This window comes from Bradyrhizobium sp. SZCCHNRI1029, assembly GCF_032487555.1.
Lineage (GTDB): Bacteria > Pseudomonadota > Alphaproteobacteria > Rhizobiales > Xanthobacteraceae > Bradyrhizobium.
Genome location: NZ_JAUEUK010000010.1, coordinates 1 through 22,217, shown reverse-complemented (window position 1 = coordinate 22,217; position 22,217 = coordinate 1). Strand labels below are relative to the sequence as shown.

At 64.0% G+C, this 22,217-nt stretch carries 18 protein-coding genes; 8 read left to right on the top strand and 10 right to left on the bottom strand.

Annotated elements, in window-relative coordinates:
• Positions 1–347 precede the first annotated feature (347 nt).
• From QW861_RS26080 to QW861_RS26065, 4 genes are all read left to right on the top strand, one after another.
• Positions 348–2,039: a PQQ-dependent methanol/ethanol family dehydrogenase gene (locus QW861_RS26080; protein ID WP_316204566.1), complete on the top strand. Its 1,692-nt coding sequence runs from the start codon at positions 348–350 to the stop codon at positions 2,037–2,039.
• A gap of 141 nt (positions 2,040–2,180) precedes the next feature.
• Entirely contained in the window at positions 2,181–3,392 is a 1,212-nt protein-coding gene (locus QW861_RS26075) for a c-type cytochrome (protein ID WP_315754764.1), read from the top strand.
• 70 nt (positions 3,393–3,462) lie between these two features.
• Complete coding sequence (locus tag QW861_RS26070) at positions 3,463–4,152, top strand: response regulator transcription factor (RefSeq protein ID WP_315754761.1); 690 nt, start codon at positions 3,463–3,465, stop codon at positions 4,150–4,152.
• A gap of 207 nt (positions 4,153–4,359) precedes the next feature.
• Positions 4,360–5,094: a response regulator transcription factor gene (locus tag QW861_RS26065; protein ID WP_315717727.1), complete on the top strand. Its 735-nt coding sequence runs from the start codon at positions 4,360–4,362 to the stop codon at positions 5,092–5,094.
• Here QW861_RS26065 and QW861_RS26060 read toward each other — a convergent pair.
• Both QW861_RS26060 and QW861_RS26055 read right to left on the bottom strand, forming a co-directional pair.
• Positions 5,048–6,400, bottom strand: a complete 1,353-nt coding sequence (locus QW861_RS26060; RefSeq protein WP_315717728.1) for a hybrid sensor histidine kinase/response regulator — start codon at positions 6,398–6,400, stop codon at positions 5,048–5,050. The genes QW861_RS26065 and QW861_RS26060 overlap by 47 nt on opposite strands.
• Positions 6,397–7,569, bottom strand: coding sequence for an FIST N-terminal domain-containing protein (locus QW861_RS26055; RefSeq protein ID WP_315754759.1), 1,173 nt, complete (start codon positions 7,567–7,569; stop codon positions 6,397–6,399). The genes QW861_RS26060 and QW861_RS26055 overlap by 4 nt, the downstream gene beginning before the upstream one ends.
• A 212-nt stretch (positions 7,570–7,781) precedes the next feature.
• Here QW861_RS26055 and QW861_RS26050 point away from each other — a divergent pair, with 212 nt between their 5' ends.
• Positions 7,782–8,153 (top strand): c-type cytochrome, encoded by a 372-nt coding sequence (locus QW861_RS26050; RefSeq protein WP_315754757.1) that lies wholly within the window; start codon positions 7,782–7,784, stop codon positions 8,151–8,153.
• 179 nt (positions 8,154–8,332) lie between these two features.
• Here the strand turns inward: QW861_RS26050 and QW861_RS26045 are convergent, their stop codons facing one another.
• The 8 genes from QW861_RS26045 to QW861_RS26010 form a co-directional block, all read right to left on the bottom strand.
• Complete coding sequence (locus QW861_RS26045) at positions 8,333–9,706, bottom strand: HAMP domain-containing sensor histidine kinase (protein WP_316170824.1); 1,374 nt, start codon at positions 9,704–9,706, stop codon at positions 8,333–8,335.
• 4 nt (positions 9,707–9,710) lie between these two features.
• Entirely contained in the window at positions 9,711–10,364 is a 654-nt protein-coding gene (locus tag QW861_RS26040; protein ID WP_315717732.1) for a response regulator transcription factor, read from the bottom strand.
• A 63-nt stretch (positions 10,365–10,427) separates the two neighbouring features.
• Entirely contained in the window at positions 10,428–11,747 is a 1,320-nt protein-coding gene (gene ccmI, locus QW861_RS26035) for a c-type cytochrome biogenesis protein CcmI (protein WP_316165074.1), read from the bottom strand.
• Entirely contained in the window at positions 11,744–12,256 is a 513-nt protein-coding gene (locus QW861_RS26030) for a cytochrome c-type biogenesis protein (RefSeq protein WP_315717734.1), read from the bottom strand. The genes ccmI and QW861_RS26030 overlap by 4 nt, the downstream gene beginning before the upstream one ends.
• Complete coding sequence (locus tag QW861_RS26025) at positions 12,253–12,789, bottom strand: DsbE family thiol:disulfide interchange protein (RefSeq protein WP_315754748.1); 537 nt, start codon at positions 12,787–12,789, stop codon at positions 12,253–12,255. Before QW861_RS26025 ends, QW861_RS26030 begins: the two co-directional genes overlap by 4 nt.
• An 8-nt stretch (positions 12,790–12,797) precedes the next feature.
• Positions 12,798–14,786, bottom strand: a complete 1,989-nt coding sequence (locus tag QW861_RS26020; RefSeq protein WP_315717736.1) for a heme lyase CcmF/NrfE family subunit — start codon at positions 14,784–14,786, stop codon at positions 12,798–12,800.
• A 299-nt stretch (positions 14,787–15,085) separates the two neighbouring features.
• A complete protein-coding gene (locus QW861_RS26015; protein ID WP_316193664.1) occupies positions 15,086–16,528 on the bottom strand; it encodes an ankyrin repeat domain-containing protein in 1,443 nt (480 codons plus the stop codon).
• A 46-nt stretch (positions 16,529–16,574) separates the two neighbouring features.
• Positions 16,575–17,876: an NAD(P)-binding domain-containing protein gene (locus QW861_RS26010; protein ID WP_316193663.1), complete on the bottom strand. Its 1,302-nt coding sequence runs from the start codon at positions 17,874–17,876 to the stop codon at positions 16,575–16,577.
• Between the two features lie 358 nt (positions 17,877–18,234).
• On the opposite strand from QW861_RS26010, the gene QW861_RS26005 reads away from it, so the two are divergent.
• The 3 genes from QW861_RS26005 to QW861_RS25995 all read left to right on the top strand — a co-directional run.
• Complete coding sequence (locus tag QW861_RS26005) at positions 18,235–19,113, top strand: pyridine nucleotide-disulfide oxidoreductase (protein WP_315717740.1); 879 nt, start codon at positions 18,235–18,237, stop codon at positions 19,111–19,113.
• A 12-nt stretch (positions 19,114–19,125) separates the two neighbouring features.
• Positions 19,126–20,484 (top strand): cytochrome c3 family protein, encoded by a 1,359-nt coding sequence (locus tag QW861_RS26000; RefSeq protein ID WP_316193662.1) that lies wholly within the window; start codon positions 19,126–19,128, stop codon positions 20,482–20,484.
• Positions 20,485–20,974: 490 nt separating this feature from the next.
• Positions 20,975–22,217, top strand: a 1,243-nt coding sequence (locus tag QW861_RS25995; protein WP_410052335.1) for a hypothetical protein, incomplete at its 3' end; no start/stop codon positions are given.

Sequence of the window (22,217 nt, the reverse complement as noted above, 5' to 3'; positions counted from 1 at the left end):
GGCGTCATCTCGAGAGCGACGGCTTCCCTCGCTGTGGCGACCGCGAGGACGCCGGGCGGCCACGAGACCGCACAGCAGAAGCGCGCCTCGTTCATCATGGCGATAACGATCCTTCCGCCCGCAGGTCATGGAATTCCGGTAAGTCGCTGAAAGGGCGCGATAATCGGCGTTCAACCCCGATCCCCTGCGCCTACTACCTTCCGCCTATGAGAGCCGGGCGGAGCTGATGCTGTAATCGCCCCGTTGCTTGCAGCGCGACTGCTCATCTTGGGGCTGGCGCACGCGCCATACGACCACAACAAAGACATAAGCGGAGGGAACTGATGAACTTCACAAGCAGGAGATTCTTGGCTGGCATCTCGACGGTTGCCTTCCTTGTCGCCGGCACGTTAGGCGTCCGCGCCAACGACTCGGCGCTGAAGGCCGCCAGCGAGCCCGGCGCCTGGGCGATGGCCGGGCATGACTACGGCAACACCCGGTTCAGCCCGCTCAAGGAGATCAACACCGAGAACGCCAGCAAGCTGTCGCTGGTCTATTCGTTCTCGCTGGCCTCGCTACGCTCGAACGAGGCCTCGCCGATCGTGATCGGCAACACGCTCTACGTCTCGACGTCGTGGGGGCCGAAATACGTCTATGCGCTGGATGCCGCGACCGGCGCGCGCAAATGGACCTATGAGCCGGACATTCCGGACGATACGCTGCAATATGCCTGCTGCGACGTGAACAGCCGCGGCATCTCCTACGCCGACGGCAAGCTGTTCGTCGGCCGGCTCGACGGCAAGCTGACCGCGCTCGATGCCGCCACCGGCAAGGAGCTGTGGACGTCCAAGGTGGTGGACTACAAGCAGGGCTCGGTGATCACCTCGCCGCCGCTGGTCGTGCGCGACAAGGTCATCACCGGATTCGGCGGCGGCGAGTACGGCGTGCGCGGCTCGCTGCAGGCCTACGACATCAACTCCGGCAAGATGGTCTGGCAGACCTATACCGTGCCTGCGCCCGGCGAGCCCGGCAGCGAGACCTGGAAGGGTGACACCGGCCTGCATGGTGGCGGCGCGGCCTGGCTGGTCGGCTCCTACGATCCGAAGAGCGACACGGTCTATTGGGGCACCAGCAATCCAGGTCCCTGGAACACCGCCGTGCGCTCGACCGGCAATGGCGATTTCGGCAAGCTGACCAATCTGTATACGGCATCCACGCTGGCGCTCGATCCGAACACCGGCAAGATCAAGTGGCACATCCAGACCACGCCTGCCGATGCCTGGGACTATGACGGCGTCAACGAGGCTATTCTCGCCGATCTCAAGGTTGGCGGTGCGGCTGTCCCGACGCTGATGAAGGCCGATCGCAATGGCTTCTTCTTCGTGGCCAACCGCGAGACCGGCAAGGTGATCTCGGCCGAGAAATACGTCTTCGCCAACTGGGCGCAGAAATGGGACACCTCGACGTTGCGCGCGGTCGAGGATCCGGACAAACGGCCGGGCCCCGGACATCCCGTCAAGGACGTCTGCCCGAACCTGATCGGCGGCAAGAACTGGCAGCCGATGTCGTACAATCCGGACACCGGCCTGGTCTACATCCCGGCGAACAATGTCTGCATGGACTGGTCGGTCAGCGACGTCTCGTACAAGCGCGGCGTGTTCTATCTCGGTGCGGAATTCCCGACCAAGGAAGGCCCCGGCGGGTTTCTCGGTGAGCTCATCGCCTGGGATCCCGTGAACAACAAGAAGGTCTGGTCGATCCAGGAAGACCTTCCGTTCAACGGCGGCACGCTGAGCACCGCCGGCGGCTTGGTGTTCTCCGGCAATCTTCACGGCGACTTCCGCGCCATCGACGCCAAGACCGGCAAGATTCTGTGGAAGAAGAATCTCGGCTCCGGCATCGGCGCCGGTCCGGTGACCTATTCGGTCGACGGCAAGCAGTACGTCGCCGTCGTCGTCGGCCGCACCGCCTCGATCCCGGCGTTCCTGGGCGAGATCGGCAAGAAGATGACAAACGCTGCTCCCGAGGGCGGCGCCCTGTTCGTGTTCGCGGTCCAATAACCGCAACGCTCGCGACGGCTGCGCGTGGCCCCGGCCGCGGGGACACGCGCGGCGTTCAGCCAATCCGCTTCAAGCGGACGAAGACGGCCGGCCGCGAGACCGAGCCGTACAAACAGATAAACAAGACCTGAGGGATCGAGGATGCGCCTGAATCGCCGTCAGACTGGCTCGAATTGGCGGGCCGCCGCCGAACTGGCAGCAAGCGCGACGGCTCTCGTCGCCTTGGTGGCCTCCACCGTGCTGGCCGCGTCGGCGGCGAGCCTGGCCAACGAGGCGGAGCCGCTGCGGCTTTGTGCGGATCCGACCAATCTTCCGTTTTCGAGCGACAATCCAACGCAGCCGGGATTCTATCTCGAGGTTGGCCAGGCGCTGTCGCGTGAGCTCGGCCGCCCCGTGACGTATGATTGGTACAAATCCTATTTCGGCAAGCGAACCGTGCGCGTGACGCTGCTGGGCAAGCAGTGCGACGCGATGATCGGCCTGCCGCTGTCAGCGGACTTCATGGGACCGGCCGTGATCTTCTCGCAGAAGATCGCGACCGAGACCTACGCGCTCGTCAGCCGCGGAACGTTGGTGGTCCATGGCATCGACGACCTTCGAGGCAAGCGCGTCGCGGTGCAATACCAGACCACGCCGCAAAATCTGCTGGCCCAGCGCGACGACATCGAGAAGGTGACGGTGCTGACACCGGACGAAGGCTTGGCGGCGCTGGCCCACGGCAAGGCCGACATCGCCTTCATCTGGGGGCCGGTTGCAGGCTGGCTGAACAAGACGATCTACCAGAGCAGCTTCCGGATCCAGCCGGTCGAGGGCGACGGTCTGTCCTGGGATGCCGCGATCGGCCTTGCCAAAAGCTCCACGCAATTGCGCGATCAGATCGACGCCGCGCTGCCGCAGCTCGCACCGCGGATCGCCGAGCTGGCGGTCAAATACGGGCTGCCGGGCGAGCCGTCGATCAGGCTCGGCGCCGTGCCGCGCCCGATCAGGCTGGCGTCGACGACTGACCCTGCTCAGCTTCTCCGCCAGCCGGTCGCCGAGGCCGCCGTGATGAGGGTTTCGGACTCGACTGCGAGCGAGTCGAAGACCGAGGCGGTGACGCTGGGCAAAGAGATCTTCAACGGCACCTGCGCGCATTGTCACGGACCCGACGCCGTGCAGGCGGAACGGCGCATCGACCTGCGACGGCTGCGGACCCGCTACGGCGAGGACATGCGCGACAAATTTTGGACCACCGTGCATGAAGGCCGTCCCTCCAAGGGCATGCCCGCCTGGAAGGAGGTCTTTACCGACGACCAGTTCGAGAGCATCTATACGTTCCTGCTGACCGTGCAGTCGTCAGAAACGGCAAATTGAAGGAGGGGCACCGGCCGACACGATCTGCCGGATCCACCCGGCACGTGCTGGCGGCGAGTGAAGGTCGGACATGACGCGCTTTCTGATCATCGACGATCATCCGCTGTTTCGCGAAGCTCTCGGCAATGCGGTGCGTCTGGCGCATCCCGACGCCGAGATCTTCGAGGCGCTGTCGATTGCCGATGCGCTCACCACCCTCGCAATGAAACCCGACATCGACCTGGCGCTGCTCGACCTGACGCTGCCCGATGCCATGGGCTTCTCGGGATTCCAGCGGCTTCGCGCCGCGTATCCGCGGCTTCCAGTCGCGATCGTCTCGAGTGAAGAGGACCAGAACGTCGTGCGCGAGGCGCTTTCGCTCGGCGCGGCCGGCTATCTGCCGAAGTCGACCTCGAAGCGTGAGCTGACGTCCGCGATCGAGCGCGTGCTCAGCGGCTCGATCTCGGTTCCGAAAGACTTCGTGCCCGTCGTCGAGCGCCACGGGAAGGGGTCATCTCGCGCGCTGCAGGCGCGTCTCGAGGAGCTGACGCCACAACAGCTTCGCGTCCTCGACCTGATCAGGCGTGGCTATCAGAACCGGGAAATCGCCAGCGAGCTTCAGCTTGCGGAGTCGACCGTCAAGGCGCACATCACCGAGATCCTGAGAAAACTCCGTCTGTTCAGCCGCAACAAGGCCGTCATCGAGATCGGCAAGATCGCGCTGAACGTGCCGGCCGACCGGCAGGGATCGCGCACCGCTTCGGGTCGAAAGCACCCGTAGCGAATTGTTGCGCCGCACGACTCCACGGCCACCGCAGGCGTGGCGACGTCGATGGCGTCGTGGTCGTTGATTGATGCCAACCAACGCGGTATCGCTGATGCTCCGGTTCTGACGTTCCTTCGAAGACGCAGCCCGCACGCTGGTTGAATGTCGGATCCGCGACACTGAATGATCCGGATCTTCGATCCGGCCGGGGGAGGCAGGCACGTGGCTCGATTGCTCATCGTCGAGGACCATCCGCTGTTTCGGGAGGCGCTGGAGAGCGCGATCCGCGCCGCTCTGGCTGATGCCGAGATGTGCGAGGCGACGTCCGTCGACATGGCCGTCGGGCTTCTTTCATCTCCGCCGAGATTCGACCTGATCCTGCTCGACCTCTCGACACCCGGAACGACCGGACTCTCCGGCGTCATCCGCATCCGCAAGACCGCGCCGCGCACACCGATCCTGGTGGTTTCCGCGCATCGGGACCCGGACCTCGTCGCCCATGTTCTCGCGCTGGGTGTCTCCGGCTACATCTCGAAGTCGACTTCGAAGCAGCAACTTGCCGACGCGATCAAGGCCGTGCTGCGGGGCGAGGTCCATGTTGAAGGCGGCTCCCTCTGCGCCAGTGCGCGCCGTGGCCGACTTCCTGCTCAGGACCTCCTGAAGCGTCTTCACGAGCTGACGCCGCAGCAACTGCGCGTGCTCGACCTGATCCGCCGCGGACTGCAGAACAAGCAGATCGCCTATGAGCTCGGGATCTGCGAGACGACGGTGAAGGTCCACGTCTCGGAGATCCTGCGCAAGCTTCGCGTCATGAGCAGGACCAAGGCCATCATCGAGATGGAAAAGATCGACTTCGTGAACCTCATCGGCGAGCCGCGCACGCCGGCTCGGGCAAACGGCGCTGAGGCGCTCAAGACAGCAAGAACGACAACAGCGCGCGAAGCTCCGCAGGCCTGACCGGCTTGGTCAAGATCTCGAGCCCGTATTGGCTTGCTTCCCTGGCTGCGTCTTCGGAATAGTCGGCCGTCACGATCATGGCCGCAACATCTCGGCCGAGGAATTGCCTGATGTCCCGGATGGCGGCAAGCCCGCTCTCGTCGCCATCCAGGTGGAGATCCGCGATGATCGTCTCGGGGACCGCCCCGAGCGCACTCAAACGCTGCAAAGCGTCATTCAGCGACGCCGTCGCCACGACGTCGCAGCCCCATTTTTCCAACAGACTGACCATGGCCTCGGCGGTGGCCAGGTCGTTTTCGATCAGCAGGATCTTGGCGCCTTCGAGCCCGCCATAGTCGTGGTCGACGTGATCCGCAGGATGCGGATCCGGCAGTACGGCTGCCGGGTCGGCGCGGTCGAGCTCGAGCTTGAATGTGGACCCATGTCCAACCCGCGAAGCCAGCCCGACCTCATGGTCCAATGCCTTGGCGAAGCGGCGGACGATCGACAGGCCCAGCCCGAAGCCGGCTTGATCCTCGGCGCTCGGCTGACCGCGCTGGAATTCGAGAAAGATCGCTTCTTGTTGCGGTTTGGGAATGCCCGGGCCGGTGTCGTGGACCTCGATGCGAACCCGGCCTGCTCCCGGCCCCGGCCGGCATCCCATGACGACGCCGCCTCGCCGCGTGTAGCGCAGAGAGTTGGCGAGGAGGTTCTGCAAGATGCGCCGCAGCATCATGGCATCCGAGACCACGGCGATCGAGCACGGACAAATGCGCAGGGACAACCCGCGTTTGGCCGCGATCGGGGCGAATTCGCGTTCGAGCGGCTCGAACAGGGTCGAAAGCAGAACGGGCCTGACATCGGGGCGCAGGGCTCCGGCATCGAGCTTGGCAATCTCCAGCAGGGATCGCAGCAGATCCTCGAGCATGGCCAGCGAATGGTCGACCTGGCCGACCATGGCCGTTCCGCGATCGGACGAGACTTCGTCCGCCAAGGTCGAGAGCGTGAGCCGCGCGGCGTTGAGCGGCTGAAGCAGATCATGCGTCACGGAGATGAGAACCGAGGATTTCAGGGAGCTGGCCGCTTCAGCCTGCTGCTTGGCCCGAAAGAGGTCCTTGTTGGCGGTTTCGATCGAACGCAGCGCATCACGCAGCTGGCGCGTCCGCTCGCGCACCTGCTGATCGAGCGCGATCGCCGTTTCGAACAGCGAGAACGCATTGAACTGCTGGTCCATCGAGCGTTCGACCCGGGACATCAGCGCGGCGTTGATCTTCCTGAGCTTGGCCGCCTCGCGCTGCAGGTCTTCCGGAGACCCCGCGGCGGTCATGGCTGCGCCGCTCCACGTTTGCCGATCGCGACCCCGGTCAGCGTCTGATTGACGTGCATTGAACCGTACTGCTCGCCATAGGTATGGAATCCGACGATCCGGTTGTCGCGATAGAGATCGGACATTTCCCGCGCAAACTGATGCTGCTCTGCGTCAAGACGCCTGAGGATGCACTCGAAACCGATGAAGATCGAGACCTCGCCGATCTCGTCGCGGACCTCGGCCAGCATCTCGCGGGCGGCCGCCACGGAGTTGCGTGACCTCGCCGCCGTCAGCACCATTCCTTCGTCGATCGCGCAGAAGAACCGGAGCGAGCCGTCAGGGCTGACGCGCTGAATCGAGCGCGCGAAATAGGAGCCTCCCACGCGCACCAGGACCGGATGGGCCGCAAACAGGAACGGGTCGAGCTCGGAATCGGCTATTCCGATCGCGCGACAATATTCCTCCGCCGCCGGCTCGGCATTGAGCTGCTTGACGATACGCTGCTCGAGATCGGCCTCCGTCACCACCATCTTGGTCGAGGTCGGCTCGAAATTGTCGCATTTGAACAGCCGGAACGGCAATGACGTCCCGATCAGGATCAGCACGGCCATGTCCGTGTGGGCCTTGCCGTCGTGAAAGACCCAGGTGCGCTCGAACCGCAGACCGTCGCCGGCCGACCCGCCAACCAGGGGAATATTGTCGAGCGAGGCGTAGATCGCCGACATGATCGCCTCTTCGCGCTGGCACATGCCGTCGATCAGGACGAGCCCGAATACGCCGTCGTCGTCGCGACCACCGTGCCGCGAGAGGTCCTGCCTCATCTGGTTGCCGAGGCGACGTCCTTCATCGACGCGAAAGCCCGACAACCCGAAGATGGGCTGTGCGAATACCGTGAAATCCTCGGCGGCAAATCCGAGAGCGACGACGCTGTTGTCGTCCCAGCCATCGGGCGACAGCTCTCCGGCCGTCGTACAGCCGTATACGGGGACGTCCGCAAGACGGGTCGTCACCTCCACCATGAACTCGTTTGGATCGTAGTGGGGCGACAGGAAGATCAGCACCATCGCCAACCCCTCGGCCGGCAACTGGCCGCAGATGTCGGCCGCCGCAGCGGCCTCCGTCGCAGCCTTGGACTTTGCAGCAGTCACGCCAGACGGACGCGGGGGCCGAGGATCGGCGTCTCCCATCGGGCACCTCCCAGAACGACACTTTGGTTTGTTGGCGATCGTTCGTTTTTTTAGAAGATTAAGCCAATTGAGCAGCAACGGCAACCGCGCGGCTTGATCCAGGACAAGGACTTGGGCCGGGCTGTCGTCCGATCATCTGCGCGGATCTGCTCACCGGCATGGCCCGGGGGCTGGCCCGCGCCCGCTCCGGATCGAATAGGGAAAGATTTCGCATGCTCCGCCGCATCGCTCTTGTCGCCGTTCTCGCCAGCCTGGCACCGAGCGCCCGCGCGCTCGACGGAAATCCGGTCGCCGGGAAGAGCATCTTCCAGCGCATCTGCCAGAACTGCCACTCTGCCGAGATCGGCGTCAACAAGGTCGGCCCGAGCCTCTGGAACATCGTTGGACGGCAGCCAGCGGCTGTGCCGGACTACGCCTATTCGGAGAGCATGAAAAAGAACAATGCGCCTTGGACCGCGACGGCACTGGATGCCTATATCGCCGATCCTCGCGGGAACGTTCACGGCGTCAAGATGTATTTCAAAGGATTGGCGGACGCGAAGGAGCGGGCCGACGTCGTCGCCTATCTGTCGACTCTGAAATAGCGTAGCCGGGGAAGCTGGCGACTTTGCCGACGCTGCAGGCCGCGCCGTTGGAAAAGAGCCGCTCACCGATTACGACTGGCATCGTTGGCGCGCTGGCCCAGGGCATCATCGCTATGAGCGGGTTGGGTGTCGGGCCGGCGTTTCTGCAAGCGGTTGTGAGGCTGCGGGTACCAGGCATGTCACGATGAGCTTGGATCACCCTTCTTTCGAAGCGAAAGCTTCAGGGCGACGCCCCCAATTCTCGAATCCTCGATCCACAGTCGGCCATCATAGAGGCTGGTCAGGTCGCGGGCGATCGCCAGACCGAGCCCAGTGCCGGGCTTCGCGTCGTCAAGTCTCGTGCCCACGTCGAACACGCGCATTCGATGCTCGACTGGAATGCCGGGCCCGTCGTCCTCAACCGTGATCAAGACGGTGCTGTCGAGATCCTCGATCGAAATCACGACGCGGTCACGTGCCCATTTAGCCGCATTGTCGAGCAGGTTGCCGATGAGTTCGGTCAGATCGTTGGTGTCGCAGGCAACGACGACGTCGGCTGCTCCTTCGACTTCGAATCGCCGGTCGTGCCCTGGGCTGAATCGCGAATAGGTATTGATGACGCTCCTCAAGACGTCTGCGACGACCGCAAACGCACCTGCATTCGCGATCGTGGAGGCCTTTGCGCGCGCCGTCTGGTAGTCGATGAGCAGCGCCATTCGCGAGCACTGCTCCGACAGAATCTGAGCGTGGATCTCCTGACCGGACGCTTTCAGCCGTGCTGCCTCCTCGTCGAGAATTGCCAGAGGTGTCTTCAGCGCGTGTGCAAAACTTCCTGCGAGTACGCGAGCGCGATCGACCATGTTGAGATTTGCCGCAATCATTCCGTTCAGCTCGGTGACGAGCGGCATGATTTCCTCCGGCAGGTCCTCAGGCAGCCTTGAGGTCTTGCCGCTACGCACGTCCACGATGGCGCGACTCATGCGCTGGAGCGGCCGCAGGCCGTAAGCGACCTGAGCGTAGGCGGTGCCAACCATGGCGAGGGCCATGATACCAAGCGTCGCTATCAGCGTCAGATTGAGGTGCTGCATCTCGTCACTAATCAGTCGCTCGTCTGCACCGACACGGATTTCGACGGGTTGCCCGAGGCGAGACGGCTCGCTGATGTTTCGGACCATGCGCATCGGCCCGGTCGGTCCCTCCACACTAAGCGCCGTGGAGGAGGGCAGGGAACCCTCGCGACTCTGGTCGGGCGTGAATGAAAGGAAAAGGTCATCCTGCAACGACGGCGAGCGCGCGCTTTCGCCGTTCTGCAGGATGACCTGCCAATACATTCCGGACCGGGCAGGGGAGAAACGCGGATCGCTCAGATCGCGGGCGATGAACAGCCGCTGCGTGGCGTCGAGTTCCACGAGATCGGCGAGCTCGCGGGCGTGATCCAGCAGGTCATGATCGAAGTGGGCCTCGACGACACGGCGAATGACGATCGAGAGCCCGAGCCCGCTGGCGAACAAGACGATGGAAATCCAGATCGCGGCGACCGCGAGCATCCGGGCTCGGAAGTTGCGGCTGAACATTGCTCTACCCGAAGCGATATCCCATGCCTCTGACGGTGCGAATGCAGTCACGCCCCAGCTTTCTCCTGAGCCGGGCAATGTAGACTTCGACCGTATTGGAGTCGCGATGGTCGCTGCTCGGATAGATGTGCTCCAGCAGCTCGGTCTGCGACACGATATGATCGGCGCGGCGCATGAGGAGTTCGAGAACGCGCAACTCGAGTGCAGTCAGGTCGACGATCTCCCCGTCCTTCTTGACCAGGCCGGCCGCCGCGTTGAATTCGATCTGCCGGAGGCGGAGCACGGCGTCCGGTCTGCTGGAGACCCGACGGAGCAGCGATTTGACCCGCGCGACGAGCTCCTGCGCCTTGAAGGGCTTTTCGAGATAGTCGTCCGCGCCCGCGTTCAGGCCGTTGACACGCTCGACCCAGCCGCTGCGGGCGGACAGGATCAGCACCGGCAGCGTGTGCCCGGTATGACGCCAGCGTTGCAGCACGTCGAGGCCCGAAATGCACGGCAGTCCGAGGTCGAGCACCGCGGCATCATAGGGCTGGCTGTTGCCCAGCATCCAGCCCTGCTTGCCATCGGTGGCGAGATCCGCCTCGAAACCGGCATCGGCCAGGCTTTCCCTGATGCGCTCCGCGTAGATGGGCTCGTCCTCTATGAGCAGAATGCGCATTGCCATTCCTCCGGTTGCCGAACGGGTTCCGACGATGCGGACACGCTGATCGGGCCTCGAACGCTATGGATTGATCCCGAGCTCTCTGGCTGCGTCAGCGATGCGCGTGCGCTCCGGGACGTCCTCCGCAAAGACCGACAATGCGCGTTGCAGCGACTGTTTCGCCGCCTCGACATCGCCCAGTACCACCCGCGAGCGGATCAACTTGATCCAGCCTTCTGCATCGCGCGGTGATTGCTCGAGTCGGCTCGCAAGGCCATCCACCATGCCCCGGATCATGAGGTTGCGGTCCTGTGTGGACATGCTTTCCGCCTTGCGAATGTCCTCGGCGCGGGGGCCGCGCGGCTCCGCCGGCTCGGTCGCGGAGGTCTTGCCGGAGCGCAGGAGTTCCTGCATGCGCTCGGCGGACAGGTTCGGTCGGGCAGGCGATGGCGAGCCGTCATCCTCTCCGAGCTCGCGACGAAGCGCGCCGAGCCGCTGCTTGAGATCGGGCAGCCACGGCTCGTTCGGATCGGCCTCCGATACGATCGCCGTCCAGTCGGCCATCGCACCCCGTTTGTCTCCCTCCTGTTCTTTCACGACGCCGATGAAGAAGCGGGCGCGCGCGTCCTTGGGATCCAGTTTGAGTGCTTCGTCGAAGTCCGCGCGGGCTGCGGACGTGACGGTGCCGTCCGCGGCCCGCACCAGCGCTTCGCCGCGTGCGCTGCGGTATTCTGCCGAGCCTGGCCGCAGCTCCATTGCGCGCGCATAGGCCTGTGCCGCCTCTGCAAAGCGCTCGATGTTGAACAGCGACCAGCCCAGCAGCCGCCATCCGTCGGCATCCTTGGGATTCCGCTCCAGTCTGGTCTGGACACGCTGGATCATCTCTTCGACCGGCGGCAGTCCGCTGCTCTGCTGCGGTCGGTCGCGACCGTCCTGGCCGGTCATCTGCTCCAGCGAGGCAATGGCCTGGGTGCCGGCGTCGGATCGCGCCTCGCCAACCGACCTCGCCGTGGTGCTGCTGGCGGTCTGGCCCGGTCCGGCCGCGGGGACATCCGGATTTCCGACGACCGCATACAGACCGACGGAGCCGAACACCACCGTCAGCGTGACGACACTGAGCGCAAATTTTCGTTCGGAGCTGGTGAGGGAGGGCGCCGATGGCTGTTCGGCGGCGGCTGCGGCGAGAATGCGCCGCTTGATCTCGCTGGCCGCGTTCTCGCCATCCGACTTGTCGATCAGGCCGCGTGCGGTTTCGTTCTCGATCTCGCGGAGCTGGTCGTGGTGGACGGCAAGTCCCTGAGCCGAAGCCAACCGTCTCCGCTCGTAGCTGCGGATGAATGGCGTCGATATGAGCACGGCGGCCACGGAAATCATCGCCGTCAGGATCAGCCACAGCATCATGAAAGGCTCCGTCGATCGAGGATCGCCTCGATGGCTTCGAGTTCGTCGGCGCTGAGCGGAGCGACGTGCTCCGCCTCGGGCGCACTCGCATTGGCTGCCGCCCGGCGCACGTAGCGGCCGAAGCCGACGATGGCCGTGAGCAGGGCGAGCAGGGGACCGATCCACAGCGCGATGGTATTCCACTGCAAGGGAGGCTTGAGCAGGACGAAGTTGCCGTAGCGTGCGACCAGGAAGTCCACCGCCTGCCGGTCGCTGTCGCCGGCCTGCAGGCGATCGCGCAGCAGCACCCTCAGATCATGCGCCAATGGAGCGTTCGAGTCGTCAATGCTCTGATTTTGACAAACGACGCAGCGCAGCTCCTGGCCCAGCGCGCGCGCGCGCGCCTCCAGTCCCTCGTCGCGCAACATTTCGTCGGGAAGCACCGCACGAGATGGCGACCATGTCGCCGTCAGCACGAGCGAGCTGACGAGCAGCGCTTCGGCCGCGCGCTTGATCCGCCGGCAGTTCATGACTCGCTCCTGAGTGCCTTCAGCAGAGGTTCGAAATCGTCACGCCATACATCTTCGGTCAGCGGGCCGGGATAGCGGAAGCGGATGCGGCCGGCCCGATCGATCACGAAGGTTTCGGGAACGCCGGTCACGCCAAGATCGATGCCGGCCCGGCCGGACTCATCGGAGCCGACACGGGCATAGGGACTGCCATGCTTGGCAAGCCAACGTTTGCCGTCGTTCCGATCGTCCTTCCAGTTCAGCCCATAGATCGGGATCGCGGAGCTCTCTGCGAGCTTGAGCAGCATGGGATGCTCGACGCGGCATCCGGGGCACCAGGATGCGAAAACGTTGAGCAGGACCACGTCGCCCTGCAGGTCGGTATTGGCAAGACCGCCGCTCTTGCCGTCGAGCGACGCGAGCTGGAAACGCGGCGTCGGCTTGTCGATCAGGGTCGAGGGCATTCGCTGCGGATCGTTGGTCAGGCTGAAAGCCAGTCCAGCGGCCAGTGCGGCGAAAGCCACGAGAGGTATGAGATAGGGGAGGCGCGGCATATCTCGTCCTATTCAGCAGGAACGGCAGTCGGTACGGCCCGCATCGCCCGTCGCGGAGCACCGACACGAAATCTCCGGTCGGCCAGCGAGATGAAGCCGCCGAAAGCCATCATCAGTGCGCCGATCCAGACCAGCGGCACCAGAGGGTGATAGTAGCAGCGCACCGCCCACGCGCCCTTGTCGTCGGGATCACCGAGCGTCACGTAGACGTTCCAGATCAGGTTGGTTCGAATGCCGGCGGCGGTCGTCTGCTGCTGTCTGACGGGATAGAAGCGGCGCTCGCTGGAAAGCTGCGTGAACGGCTTGCCGTTCCGCGTGATGTCGAACGTGCCACGCTCGGCTTCGTAGTTGGGGCCTGGAAATTTTCCGATCGAGCGCAGCTTGATGTCGTAGCCCGCGAGCTGCAGGCTCTGGCCCGGCCGCAGCATCTGCACCTTCTCGCTGGCCCACGCGGTCATCCCGGTAATGCCTGCGACGGTGACGCCCATTCCCGCATGGGCCAGCACCAGGCCGTAGACCGCGAGCGGGGTGGTGCGCGCGAGGTTGAGCGAGGTCGCCAAGGGAGTCGTCATGCCGAGGCGGACGCGATGAGCCAGCACCATCAGCGAGCCGATCACGAGCCAGACGGCGATGCCGAAGAAGAACGCAACCAGGAAACGCTGTCCGAACGTCGCGACGAGGATCGCGACGGCAATGAATGCCGCAAGTCCCCCGGCCAGGCGGAGTCGTTGCAGGGCCGCAACGAGGAGATCGCGCTTCCATTTCAGAACCGGGCCGATCACCATGGCAAGCAGCAGCGGAACCATGATCGGAACGAACGTCAAGTTGTAGTAGGGAGGACCGACGGAGATCTTGTCGTTTCCGAGCATGTCGACGAGGAGCGGGTAGAACGTGCCGAGAAACACGGTGGCCACGGCTGCCGTGAGCAGCACATTGTTGAGGACGAGGCCGCTCTCGCGGCTGACGGCTGCGAACAGCGCACCGTGCTTCAGGCTTGGGGCCCTGATCGCATACAGCGTCAACGCCCCGCCGGTCGCCACCAGGATGAGCGCCAGGATGAATGCGCCACGCGACGGGTCCTGTGCGAAGGCATGAACGCTGGTGAGCACGCCGGACCTCACCAGGAAAGTCCCGATCAGGCTCAATGAGAAGGTCACGATCCCCAGCAGGATCGTCCAGCTCTGGAGGGCGCTCCGTCGTTCGACCACCAGGGCGGAATGCAGGAGCGCAGTCCCCGCAAGCCACGGCATGAAGGAGGCGTTCTCGACGGGGTCCCAGAACCACCAGCCGCCCCAGCCGAGCGTGTAGTACGCCCATGCGCTGCCCAGCGTGATTCCAATCGTGAGAAAGCACCAGGCCGCGAGCACCCACGGTCGGACCCAGCGGGCCCAGCTGGCATCGACCTTTCCCTCGATCAGCGCGGCGACCGAGAACGAGAACGCCATCGAGAAGCCGACGTAACCCAGATACAGAAACGGTGGATGAAAGGCGAGGCCAGGATCCTGCAAAATCGGATTCAGTCCGTTGCCTTCGAGGGGAGCATCGACCAGCCGCGCGAACGGATTCGACGTCGAGACGATGAACGCCAGAAAGCCGAGGCCGATCATGCCGTGCACGCCGAGAACGTTGCTCTGCAGCCGCTCCGGAAGGTTCGTTCCGAACAATGCAACTGCCGCGCCGAACAAGGAGAGGATCAGGACCCACAGCAGCATGGATCCCTCATGGTTTCCCCAGACTCCGGAGACCTTGTAGAGCAGCGGCTTCAGCGTGTGCGAATTCGCTGCGACGACCTGGACTGAAAAGTCGGAGTGGACGAACAGCGACGTCAGGCATGCGAATGCGATCGCGACGAACAGAAACTGAGTCAAGGCAGCGTGACGAACGAAGCCGGCGATCATCGCGGATTGGCGGCGCAGCGCTGCGAACGGAACGATCGACTGCACCAGCGATACGAGGAGCGCGAGAATGAGCGCAAACGATCCGACCTCCGCTGTCATGTGGTATCTCCGACTGCAGCGGATATTCCTGCAGCTAACTATCAAGTGTCTGTGATGCGCCGACAATCAATGCGCCGAATGAGGCATCATTCGTACGGAATGATGATGATCCATCGACGTGCATCGTAGTGTAACTGCAACTCATTCGCACTCACGGCCGGAGAACGGTATCATCGGGGCGTCTTGGTACTTAGTGTTATATTCGTTGAGATATAGCGTGCGAATCATCTGCCGCGCCGTCGAGCAGCGAACGCGACGTCGACCGCATGATAGGCAGGGTGGCGAAACGAAATCGTCCGCTATTCCAGAAGCTTGGCGATATCGCCGTGACCGCTGGCAGCGGCGATGTCCGTGGCACGTTCGCGGCGCTTGTTCCTCAACTGCTTTTCGGCACCGGCGGCGAGAAGGCTGTGCGCAATGCCGATATTCCCCTCATGGGCCGCCATCATCAGCGCGCTCATGCCCTGGCCGTTGCGCATGTTCGGGTCGGCCTTGCGCCTGAGAAGCTCACTGACGACATCCGCAAGCCCGGCGCGCGCGGCGAGGATGAGAGCGGTATTTCCGCCTCTTGTCGCGCGTTTCGGGTCGGCCCCATGGTCCAACAGAAGCAGCGAGGCCGCGGCGCTGCGGCCCTCGATGGCATTCAGCAACGGCGTCTTGTCGTCGGTGTCCGCGCGGTTGACGTCCGCACCTGCGCGGATCAGTTGTCCGATCGCGTGCGTATTGCCATTGCCGGCCGCGTGCCAGAGTGCGGTGCGGCCCTGCCCATCGGCGGCGTTGAGGTCGGATCTCTGAACGAGTTGCCGATCGAGCGGGCCATTTGGGCACGACGCGACCGCGATCATGAGTGGGGTCCGGCCGTCTGCCAACGCGGGCAGACTGCCGGAGGCGCCGTCGAGGAGCGCGGCGATAGCGGCGCCGTTGCAGCGGCTGAGCGCCATCAGTAGTGCGGTCGCGCCATCTGCACGCGCTGCAGAGGGGTCGGTCGCCTTGGTCAGCAGCAGTCTGATGATGTCTCCATGATCCTTGTCCGCTGCCAGCATCAATGGCGTGTCGCCGCGCCGGTTGCTGGTGTTCGGATTGGCTCCCGAGGCGAGCAGGAGCTCCACCAGCCGAAGATGCCCGGCGGCCGCGGCGATCGCCAGAGGCGTATCGCCGTCCTCGTTGACCGCGTTGACGTCAGCCTTCGCAGCGATGAGCTGGCGCATCGGATCGAACTGGCCGCGCAGGGCGGCGTCGATGATGGCCGGATGGCCGTTTCGCATGGCGGCCTGCGCATCGAGCGTCGGGGGCGGCCTGCGCGCAGCTTCGCGCGCCGGCTCCCCGGCGCGCGGGCGCGCATTTCGGTTGACCATGTCGGCCAGTAACTGCTCGGCGGGCTGATAGCCGGCCGCCGCCGACTTGCGTAGCCAGTCCCGCGCCCGGTCGGGATCGGCCGGCGTTCCGCGGCCCGCAAGCCACATCGCTGCGACATTATACTGCGCCTTGACGTGTCCCTTCCTTGCGCTTGCCTCCATCCATTTGAACGCCAGCGTGTCGTCTGCTCTGGTGCCGAGACCGGCGCGGTAAAGTGATGCAAGCCGGTACTGCGCCTCCGGATTGCCGGCGTTGGCGGCGCGCTCGAGCAGCTTCAGTGCGTCCTCGGGATGTCCGGCGCGGATCGCGGCATCGGCCGCCTGGCTCGCGGATGCTTCGGAGCTCACGCCGGCCGGCGTTTCGCCGGCCGGGGCGACCGACGGCACGGTCGAGCCGACGAGACAGATCAGGGGGATGATGACGTAAGAGGACTTAAGCCGTGCCATATTTCGTCTCGACCTCGATACCCATGCTCTTCAGGAATGCGGTGGGCAGAATGCCGCCGACGCACACGATGACGGCATCGTTTGGGATCGTGCTCGTGCTGCCATTGGCATCGATCTCGACGTCGTCACCGCCGATCCGTTTGACTGACGAATTGTAGATGACGCGGAGCCGGCCCGATTGGGCGGCTGCTTCCGTCCGTTGACGGTTCTTCAGCTTGGCGCGACCGAACGACTCGCTGCGATGCGACAGCGTCACCGTCGTTCCAGGCTCATCGGCGATGGAGCAAGCGGCTTCCAATGCAGCGTCGCCGCCGCCGACGACGAGCACGTGCTGGCCGCGATACTGCTCGGGGTCGACCAGTCGATAGACGACCTTGGTCTGCTCTTCGCCTGGAGCCTCCAGCTTGCGCGGCGTTCCGCGGCGCCCGATCGCCAGGAGCACGGCATGCGTTCTGTAGCTGCCGCGGTTCGTCCTGACGTCGAAGTCTTCTCCGACTCGCGTGACGGCCTCGACGCGTTCGCCGACGTTCACCTTGAGGCGGGATTTGCGCACAATGCTCATGAAGAAGGCGATCAACTGCTCCTTGCTGAGCTCTCTGAAGTTGAACTTGCCCGCGAGCGGCAGCGTGAAAGGTGCCGTCATCACCAGCTTGCCGCGGGGAAAGTGCGCGACGGTGCCGCCGAGCGAGTCCTGCTCGAGCGTGACGAAGCGCAGCCGATGCTGCAGGCAGGCGAGACTGGCGGAGAGACCGGCCGGACCGCAGCCGACGACCACGACGTCGAGCATATCGGACTTGCCGATGTTCTTGACCTTGCGGACGGAGTCGATCGCCTGGCGTCCCTGCTCGATGGCGTTGCGGACCAGCCCCATCCCGCCGAGCTCTCCGGCGATGAAGATGCCGGGCACGTTGGTCTGGAACGCCTCGTCCACGTTCGGAATGTCGATGCCGCGCGTTTCGGTGCCGAACACCAGCGTGATGGCGTTCACGGGGCACACTGCCTTGCAGGCGCCGTGTCCGATGCAATGCGAAGGCTCGACCAGCGACGCCTTGCCGCCGATCAGGCCGAGAATGTCACCCTCCGGACACGCCCTGACGCATGAGCCACAGCCGATGCACAAGGCAGGATCGATGATGGGATGGAGCGATGCCGGCTCGAGAAGACCAGCGTCCTTGGCGGCCGAGAGCTTCGCGACGCTCTTTATTTCCTTCCGCTTGCGCACGGCCATGTAAGTGGCCCAGACGCCGAGCATTGGCGCGGCGTAGACAATCAGGAGATCGATCGCCATGTCGTCTCTCTCTTTCTTACGAACTAACAGCGGAAGATAGAGAGTCGCCGACCGCGAACTCCGCGTGAAAAGGTCGGATGCGGTGCTAGATGCAAATTCCTCTCAAGAGATGCCGACATAGAAATTCCAGAATGATCTGACGTCTTGGAGACCAGGATTGGATCATTCGTTGAACAGATGCCGTCGGCGGAAATATGGCTCGCACTGATTTCGGACTAATGACGTCGGTGTCGGAAGACGGAGAGGGTTGTTGCAAGTGGTTATCACTAAGTTCTCTCTCGACTGAGATCCGGGGCTCCGCGAACGGGTCTGGCTTCCGCCGATCCGGCATTCGGGATTCACAGGAAACGTCGAGGTCATGAGCAGAGCAGCGGTCGCTCGCGCGAGCGGCAATCCTCTTCGAGGAACCATTCCGGTCGTCATCACGGTCATCGTCCTCGGAGCGATTGCCGTCGGGTGGCTGCAGAAGGAGGAGGAGTATATTACGCCGGGCTCCGGCACCGGATACTGGCTCGGGATCTACGGCAGCGTCGCCATGCTGTCGCTGCTGGCCTATTCGATGCGTAAGCGCTTCAAGTCGCTGCGCGGCATCGGCTCGGTGCCGTTCTGGTTCAGGACCCACATGCTGCTCGGCGTCGTTGGTCCCGTGCTCATCCTATTCCATGCGAATTTCCAACTGGGGGCGCTCAACAGCAACGTGGCATTCTTCACCATGCTGATCGTGGCGATCAGCGGCGTGATCGGCCGTTACATCTATGGCAAGATCCATATGGGCCTCCATGGCGGGAGGGCGCGTGTCAAGGAGCTGCTCGCCGAGGCCGAGGCAATGCGAACGGAGCTCGGTGAGGAGATGCAGGCCGTCTCGTTCGTGTCGCGGGAGCTGGCTGCCTTCAGCAAGGGGCTCGACAACAAGGTGCCGCGAACTGCGCTGGGCAGCCTGCGGACCGGCGCGGTCATCGCAGCGCGGACGAGACGGCTGCGCGCCAATGTGGTTGCGGAAGCGCGCCGGCTCATTCGCGCCGAAGCCAAGCGCGCGCGATGGTCGTGGTCCGAGCGACGGCGTCGCGAGAAGCGAATCGAGGAGGTGGTGCGGCGTTACGCCGCCGCAGTGCGCAAGGCCGCTGAGCTGACGTTCTTCGAACGATTGTTTTCGCTGTGGCATGTGCTTCATCTGCCGCTGTTTTTTCTCATGCTGCTGGCGGGCGTCGTTCATGTCTGGGCCGTCCATCACTATTGACGGAGTTGCGTGATGCGGTGGCGTGTTGCGGTCGTTGTCGCCGTCCTGGCCGGCGTTGCCATGCTATCGGCCGGAGTTCGAGCACAGACGTTGCTGGAAAAGCTGGTCATGCCCGGCCCGCTGGCCGAGAAGCATGCCAAGCTCGAGAGCGAGTGCGGAAAGTGCCACGAAGCCTATACCCGGAAGGCACAGTCGGGCCTCTGCCTCGATTGCCACAAGGAGATTGCCGTCGATCGCAGGCAGCGTGAGCGCCTGCACGGACGCGACCAGGCGGCGCTGAGCCAGGAGTGCAGGCAGTGTCACACCGACCACAAGGGGCGTGGAACCGACATCGTCCAACTCGACAAGGAAACCTTCGACCACGACGTGACGAACTACCGGCTGGTCGATGCGCACAAGACCGTGCCTTGTGCGGGATGTCACGTCGCGAAGGTGAAGTTCCGCAACACGCCCTCGACCTGCTTCGAGTGTCACAAGGCGCTCGATCCGCATCGCGGCCGGCTTGGTGAACGCTGCGAGAACTGCCACACGGCGGTGAAATGGCGCGCGACCAAGGAGTTCGACCACACGAAGACCCGGTTTCCCCTCGTGGGCGCCCACAAGTCGGTCGCTTGTGCGACGTGCCACTCCGGCGAGCAATACAAGGATCTGCAGACGTCGTGCGGCTCATGCCACCGTCTTCAGGACGTCCATGGCGGCCGCTTCGGCGACAAGTGCGAGACGTGTCACGATCAGGAGAAATGGAAGACGGTCCGCTTCAATCACGACAAGACCCGCTTCCCGCTGCGAAATGCGCATGCCAAGGTGAAGTGTGAGAGCTGCCATACGGGTGATCTCTATCGGGACAAACTCGCGACGTCATGCGTGTCCTGTCACCGCAAGCAGGATCCGCATCAGGGCAAGCTCGGCGAACGCTGCGAGACGTGCCACAGCGATGCGGGCTGGCGGAAGAAGCTCACCTTCGATCACGAGATTACGCGTTTTCCGTTGATAGGTCTGCACAAGTCGGTGCCTTGCGAGGAGTGCCACCGGACGCCGACCTACAAGAATACGCCGATGGCCTGCGAAAGCTGCCACAAGGATTTCCACCAGGGGAAGCTTGGAGGGCGGTGCGCCAGCTGTCACAATCCGAATGGGTGGCGGCTTTGGCGTTTCGATCACGCGCGGCAGACACGATTCCCGCTGGTCGGTGTCCACCAGAAGATCACGTGCGAGGCCTGTCACAAGGCCAAGTCGCCGCCGGATCTGAAGTTGCCGATGGATTGCTTCAGCTGTCATCGCAGCTCGGACGTGCATAATGGCACCTTCGGTCAGACGTGCGAGCGCTGCCATGTCGCAACGGGATGGCGCAACGTTCAGATCAGGAACTGATTCGAACGGCTGCGTTGGCCGCACACGGCGTCTGAGATCGTGTCGAGCTGACATCGGCTCGCAGCGGCTATCAGTTCGCATGCAGATCAATGGCTTGCGTGATGAGCTTGCGGGACCATTGCGCGCGCGCGACGTCAGAAACCTTAACCTCCATTCAGCTTGAGTTCAGCTTGGCCCAGTTTTGGGCCAGCTTTGCGCGTCTCTGGAAGCCCTGTCGTAGGCGTAGCGAAGGCTGCGTGATCTGGCCGATGACTCCGTCGTCGCCCGATCGATGCAGCGCTCGATCAAGGGAGCACGGAGCGTTCCGAGTATTCGGTGGCTGGGGAAGACGTGCCGCCGGGCCGTAGGGGAAATCCGCAAGGGTGTCTTGGATTTGTCGGGGCGACCGCCGAGCAGCGGACGCTCAACGGTCTCGGCTGGATTGGGGTCGGCCGGTCTCCGTCGGATGTCCGGCTGGCGATCGAGTCGAGAGTGAAGAGCGGAGTTGGAGTTGAGCAGCTGCTACAGCAAGCTGGGGCTGGTGGCGCGAGCCTCGCACCGTATGGTGCAGTGGCTGCTCGCCTGTATGCTGCTCGCTCTCGTGTTGGCAGGGCATGCTGCCGCGCAGAGCTCATTCGACCATGCCTCGACAGGTTTTCCGCTGACCGGAAGCCATGTCGGGGTGGAGTGCTCGTCCTGTCACGTCGGCGGGCGGTTCAAGGGCACGCAGACGCAGTGCGCCAGTTGCCACAACGGCGCGCAGACGGCGGGCATGTCGGTCAACCACCCGATGTCCACGAGGCGATGTGAGAGCTGCCACCAGACCTCGACATGGAAGGACGTTCGGGCGATTGATCATACCCAGGCGAAGGCGTCATGTACGACCTGCCATAACGGCGTGATGGCACGAGGCAAGTCGAAGAATCACATCACGACGACGGCGCCATGCGATGTGTGCCACGGGTCGACGGCGAGCTTTCGCATCAGAATGAAGATGGACCACGCCGGCATTGTCGCCGGTTGCGCCAACTGCCACAACGGGACGACGGCGCGCGGCAAGTCCAGCAACCATCTCCAGACCAATCTGCCGTGCGAGTCCTGTCACACCAGCACGGCGAGCTTCGGCGGCGCGGCGTTCAAGCACGCGGCGACCGACACCAATTGCGCCACCTGCCACAACGGCAAGACCGCGATGGGCATGACGACGCCGCCGCACATCCCGACCGGGACGCTGCAGTGCTCGAACTGCCACAGCAACACCGCGGCGAGCTTTGCCACCTACACCATGAACCATGCTGCGGTGGCGACGGCGCGCTGCGACAGCTGCCACAACGGCTCCTTCACCGGCCAGGGCACCAAGGGCGCCATGGGCACGGCGTCGTACCCGAACCACGTCGCCACCGGCGGCGCCGACTGCGTCAGCTGCCACGCCAAGGCGGCCTCGGGCGGCTTCACCAGCTGGGGCGGCGCGGCGTTCAAGCACGCGGCGACCGACACCAATTGCGCGACCTGCCACAACGGCAAGACCGCGATGGGCATGACGACGCCGCCGCACATCCCGACCGGGACGCTGCAGTGCTCGAACTGCCACAGCAACACCGCGGCGAGCTTTGCCACCTACACCATGAACCACGCCGCGGTATCGACCGCGCGCTGCGACAGCTGCCACAACGGCAGCTACACCGGCCAGGGCACCAAGGGCGCCATGGGCACCGCGTCGTACCCGAACCACGTCGCCACCGGCGGCGCCGACT